We start from the raw sequence: 5,546 nt of genomic DNA, 5'->3' as shown, positions 1-5,546 counted from the left end.
TGGACGGCTATAAAAATGGTGTAATTACAGATCAAAGATTAAATGAGGCTTTAGAAAGAATTTTAGGGCTTAAAGCAGCAGTTAATCTTCATAAAAAAGAAGAGAAAAATGAATTAATGCCAGCTGAAGATAAGTTAGATATTATTGGTCAGGATGAACACCATCAAATGGCAGCAGGAGCCGCTGATAAGGCTATAACCCTGGTAAAAGATAGTTTGGGTCAGCTGCCGATAACTCCAGAAACACATCCTAGAATCAAATTGTATTATTTATACGGAGAACTTGGTGGTATTTACAACAGCGACACATCTTCAAGAGATAGAATTATTACAGAGTTAGAAAAAGCAGGTTTTGAAGTTGATTTAAACGAAGGTGAGTCAAGAGATAAGGGCAAGATTATGGAATACAGAGACAAATATGATGCAGCTTTTGTATTTGCCGATGTCAGAGGTTATGCTCAGCAGAATAATTATCGAATTAAGTGGAAGTCACCGATGGATAATGAAGTGCCTTGGTATGCTGCTGAAATTCCAACTGTATTTGTTTCTTTAAATTATACAAATCATTATTTAGATGTACCAATGATCAAAACATTTATTAATGCACATGGGAATACAAGTGAAGTTATTAGACAAACTATAGAAAAAATTATGGGTAAATCAGAGTTTAAAGGCTCATATAATGAAAATGTTTGGTGTGACACCTGGGAAGCCAGAAGATAATTAGTTTTATTTTGGTACCGAGAACTTGCAAAGACATCCAAACATCCGGTATCAAAATCCAAATTCGCTCCTTATTAGATTAATATAGATTGGTAAAAGGCCTTACAATCTTGATAGTTGTAGGGTCTTTTACTTTTTAACTCAGAAAAGTTGGTTATAATTAATAATAGAAATTAAAGATAATTATAATAAATTTTAGTATTATTTAAAATTGAGTTTTTATTTAATTTGATAGGAGTGATTATATGGCAGGTAAAAGATTTCATTCATCAAAAAAGAAAAAATTATTTGCAGAAAAAAGGCTTAAAAGTTTGAAACCAGCTCAACTTCTGACAGAATTAAATTTAGAAGCTGGGGATATCTTTATAGATATTGGAGCTGGTAATGGATTTTTTTCTCTTCCCGGAGCAGAAATAGTTGGAGAAAAGGGTAAAGTTTATTCAGTAGATGTTCAAATAGATATGTTATTAGATTTAAAACATCGGGCTCAACAAGCTGGTCTTTCAGATCGAATTGAGATTTGTAAAAGTGATGATAATGATGCTAATTTACATCAAAAAGCAGATTTTATGCTTTTTGCCTATCTTTTTCATGAAGTTGAGGAGAAAGATCAGTTTTTAGATAATTACTTTAAATTTTTGAAAAAAGGATCTAAGGTGGTTTTTATAGAATGGGACCCCTCTCAAAGAGAAGAAGGACCACCTCTTCATCACCGAATTGAAAAAGATGATTTGAAATCAATGTTGGAAGAGCGAGCTATAAAAAATATCAAGATAAAAGAAATAGATTACAATTCATATTTAGTTAGCGGTAGAAAAGTATAATGTATATAGATAGAATAATTCAAAAACAGTCTTTCTTTCAAAAGAGAGGCTGTTTTGTTGATTTTAGCAGCAATTTATGAAATGATTTAAGATAAGAAAAAAAATTTTGAAATAGATATCGAATAAGGTGAAAATATGATAAAAAACAAACAGCGACTAATGATCCTGGCATTTACAATAATGATGATGAATGGAGTAGTAAATAATTTAAGAGCTCAGGTTGGTCCTTATATAATAGAAGATTATGCTCTAAACTACAGCAAACTTGGCATTTTGTTATCGTTTATTTCAATTGGGTCAATGCTGTTTTATTTTTTAAGTGGAAAGCTGATTGAGAAATTTGGTTTAATAAAATTACTTTTTTATGGGATTATCTATAACATAATTTCTTTAGCTGCTATTTATTTATCACCAAATTATTATTTTTTAACTTTTTCATTTTTTCTGCTTGGATCAGGTTTAACACTTTTAAATATTGTTTCAGTAAATCTGATTTCAATATCGTACAGCAAAAACAGAGGCAAAATGATCAATCTTCTCCATTTATTTTATGGTCTTGGTGGAATAATTGCTCCTTATTTTGTAACCTTAGTTTTAAAATTGGGTTTCAGTTGGGCCCATTCTTTTTTATTTTCAACTATTTTACTTGTTATTATTTTTGTTGAATTTAAAACAGCTGCTGTTCCAGAAATTGAAGCGAGTAAAAATAAAACTATGCGGAGCACTAAAGAGCTGCTTAAAGATATTAAAGTAATCTTATTTTCTTTAATTGTATTTCTGCAAATAGGGGTAGAATTTTCTATTATAACCTGGTTGGCACCCTTTTTAAAAGATGTTGAGGAGAGATCTGATTTGGAAATTAGTTTTTATATAGCTCTATTTTTTATAACCTTTACTATCGGCAGGCTCTTAGCAAGTTTTATGGTCGAAAAAATAGGATATTTTAATTTTATTATTTTTACTGCTGGTGCTGCCTCTCTGTCCATTGCAGCAGCTTTAATTGGCGGTAGAAGCTTTACTATTTTAATACCACTTTCAGGAATTTTTCTGGCAGCCCAGGTTCCTACTGCTCAGGCTGCAATCTTAGATAGTTTTGAAAGCAGTGGAATTAAAGTTGTTGGCTTTGCCCAAACTGCAGGTATGATTGGTTCTACAGTTCTTGCCAGCTGGATTATAGGTTTTGTTAATGATTTTATCAGTATAAGAGCCGGATTTTTTATTTTAGTTATTGCTTTGGCAGCAGATCTATTAATAACATCTTATTTGAAATATATAACTAAAAAAGAGACTGCTTAGTAAATTGAATTTTCTTTCTTTACTTAAAAATTATAAAATGTTATAATTAACTTAGTTAATTTATTTAATTAACAAAGAAATGAGTGAGCAATATGGAAAAGGGCAGTTTTAAAAATATGAAAAAGAGAAATCGAAAAAATATATTAGCTCTGATAAAAAATGAAGGTGGTATTTCGAGGGCTCAAATTGCTGAAAAACTTAAAATATCCAGGGCCACAGTAACCAATTTAGTTAAGGAATTAATTAATTATGGGCTGGTGCAGGAGTCCGATCTTGGAAGGTCTAGAGGTGGCAGGCGCCCAATGCTGCTGAATTTGAAAGCTGATGGAGCTTATTCTATAGGAATAGAATGGGGAATCGATTCAATTAAAACAGTTTTGCTGAACTTTAAAGCAGATATTATTTTAGATGATCAGATACAAATGGATAATAATAGCTTTGAAGAATATAAAGAAGTTAGTTTTAATTTAATTAAACAATACAATAAAAAGCTGGAAGACTCAAGTAAAATTATTGGTATAGGTTTTGGTATTCATGGTTTAGTAAATCCTGAGAAGGGTTATTCGGTTTTTACACCTCATTTTAACTGGGGAGAAGTTGATATTAAAAGTATCTTGGCTGAAAAATATAATTACCCAATTTTTATTGATAATGATGTTAGAATGATGGCTGCCGGAGAAATTTGGCAGGGAAGAGATGATTTTATTTTTATTAATACTGGTTCAGGAATCGGTGCAGCTCTGGTTTTTAAATCAAAAATTCATTACGGTAATAACTATGCAGCTGGAGAATTAGGTCATCTTAAAATTGCAGATGATGGCCCTAAGTGTTATTGTGGGAAATATGGATGTTTAGAGTCATTTGCTTCTAAAGAAAGTATTATTTCTAGTTATCAAAATTTAAAAAATAATGAAGTAAAGATTAGTTTTTCAGATATTATGATAGCCTATCAGGCAGGAGAGATTGAGTCAAATTTGGTTATTAATGATGCCTTAAAATATTTTGCAAGAGCAATTTCGGTTGTTTTAAATATTTTGAATCCAGAAGCCGTTATTATAGGCGGTCTATTTGCTGAATATGAAGAGCTATTACTAACAAAGCTGTATAAAAAGATTAAGGAAGATTCTTTAAATCAGGTAATTAATAATTTAGATATTACAACAGCTTATTATCAAAATTTAGCAGGAGCAGTAGGAGCTGCAGAAAAAGTATTGAATGATTTTTTTGAAATGAAAAATTAGAATATTTCTAAAATTATCAAGTTATAATTTGATCAAAAATTAGGAGGCAGTTTATGAATATTTTAGTTACTGGAGGAGCAGGTTATATTGGCAGTCATGTGGTAAAAATATTACTTAATCAGGGTCATCAGGTGGTAACATTAGATAATTTGCAAAAAGGTTACAAAGAAGCTGTAACCGGGGGTAAGTTTATAGAAGCAGATTTAGCTGATCAGAAATTACTAAATGAAATTATGCAGAAAAATGAAATTGAAGCTGTGATTCATCTGGCAGCTGACAGCCTTGTTGGAGAATCAATGGAAAAGCCGGGCAAATATTACAGGAATAATTTTGCTAATGGAATTAATCTTTTAGAAGCAATGGTAAAAAATGAAGTAAAGAATATTGTTTTTTCATCCACAGCAGCTGTTTATGGTGAACCAGATGAAATTCCAATCAAAGAAAATAATAAGACTGAACCAACAAGCACTTATGGAGAAAGTAAATTATTTTTTGAAAAAGCTTTAAGAAGATATGATGATGTATATGGAATTAAATATACTTCATTGCGTTATTTTAATGCAGCCGGAGCTGATCCAGAAGCTAAAATTGGTGAGGCCCATGATCCTGAAACACATTTAATTCCCATTGTTCTGCAGACTGCTTTAGGAATCAGAGATAAAATATATATTTTTGGTGATGACTATTCAACCAGAGATGGAAGCTGTATTAGAGATTATATTCATGTTAGTGATTTGGCGGCTGCTCATCTTTTGGCAGTAGAAGCATTAGCTTCCGGTCGGGAAAGTGCAGTCTATAACTTAGGTAATGGTGAAGGGTATTCGGTTAAAGAAGTTATTAAAACAGTAAAAGAAATAACTGGAAAAGATTTTGAAGTTGAGGTTTCTGATAGAAGAGCTGGAGATCCAGCAGTTTTAATTGCAAGTTCAGAAAAAATTCAAAAAGAATTAGACTGGCAGCCTGAATTTCCAGAATTGGAAAAAATAATATCTACAGCCTGGCAGTGGCACAAATCAGGAGGATTTGGAGAATAACCAGATAAATAGAGCAGTTAATTTTTAATCAGCGGGCCTATTAAATATATTAATAATATTATCTCAGCAAAATTAAAATGCTGGGGAAGACTATAATAAAATTTAATAAAGAGGTGTTAAAATGAATAAAAAGGAGTTATGGGATAAATTTGACAGCACTTTTAGAGATTTTGATTTAGAAAATGGAGCTTATGCAGCACCAGGACGGGTTAACTTAATTGGTGAGCACACAGATTATAATGATGGCTTTGTAATGCCGATGGCAATAGAAAAAGAAATTACAATGCTGGCTCAACTGCGACCTGACAAAAAAATTAAATTTTATTCTCTTGATTATGATCAGTTGGTGGAATATGATCTGAATAATTTAGAATATGATCAAGAAAATGTCTGGGCAAATTATCTTTTAGGTGTTGTCGATGAAATTCA

5 protein-coding genes and 1 pseudogene are annotated in these 5,546 nt (G+C 31.3%); all 6 read left to right on the top strand.

Features of this window, described 5'->3' with window-relative positions; all coding sequences use genetic code 11:
• Window positions 1-722 (top strand): annotated as a pseudogene (locus CI949_RS16000) (glycosyl hydrolase); the annotation flags it as partial.
• A gap of 245 nt (window positions 723-967) precedes the next feature.
• On the top strand, window positions 968-1,546 hold the full coding sequence (locus CI949_RS15995) for a class I SAM-dependent methyltransferase (protein ID WP_089716783.1): 579 nt from the start codon (window positions 968-970) through the stop codon (window positions 1,544-1,546).
• A 135-nt stretch (window positions 1,547-1,681) separates the two neighbouring features.
• Entirely contained in the window at window positions 1,682-2,842 is a 1,161-nt protein-coding gene (locus CI949_RS15990; protein ID WP_089716784.1) for a sugar MFS transporter, read from the top strand.
• A 92-nt stretch (window positions 2,843-2,934) separates the two neighbouring features.
• Window positions 2,935-4,083 carry an ROK family transcriptional regulator gene (locus CI949_RS15985; RefSeq protein WP_073159989.1) on the top strand — a complete coding sequence of 383 codons (1,149 nt, stop codon included), beginning with the start codon at window positions 2,935-2,937 and terminating at the stop codon, window positions 4,081-4,083.
• Between the two features lie 53 nt (window positions 4,084-4,136).
• Window positions 4,137-5,117 carry a UDP-glucose 4-epimerase GalE gene (galE, locus tag CI949_RS15980; protein WP_073159992.1) on the top strand — a complete coding sequence of 327 codons (981 nt, stop codon included), beginning with the start codon at window positions 4,137-4,139 and terminating at the stop codon, window positions 5,115-5,117.
• 121 nt (window positions 5,118-5,238) lie between these two features.
• A partial coding sequence (locus CI949_RS15975; RefSeq protein ID WP_290768117.1) for a galactokinase family protein occupies window positions 5,239-5,546 on the top strand: 308 nt, incomplete at its 3' end.

It is taken from the genome of Halanaerobium sp., from assembly GCF_003070835.1.
The sequence above is the reverse complement of the archived record's forward strand: the minus strand, read 5'-3'. Positions and strand labels throughout refer to the sequence as shown.

Coding starts and splice junctions, on each gene's coding strand:
- CI949_RS15990 (WP_089716784.1), top strand. CDS start 1,682: ATGATAAAAAACAAACAGCGACTAATGATCCTGGCATTTACAATAATG.
- CI949_RS15995 (WP_089716783.1), top strand. CDS start 968: ATGGCAGGTAAAAGATTTCATTCATCAAAAAAGAAAAAATTATTTGCA.
- galE (WP_073159992.1), top strand. CDS start 4,137: ATGAATATTTTAGTTACTGGAGGAGCAGGTTATATTGGCAGTCATGTG.
- CI949_RS15985 (WP_073159989.1), top strand. CDS start 2,935: ATGGAAAAGGGCAGTTTTAAAAATATGAAAAAGAGAAATCGAAAAAAT.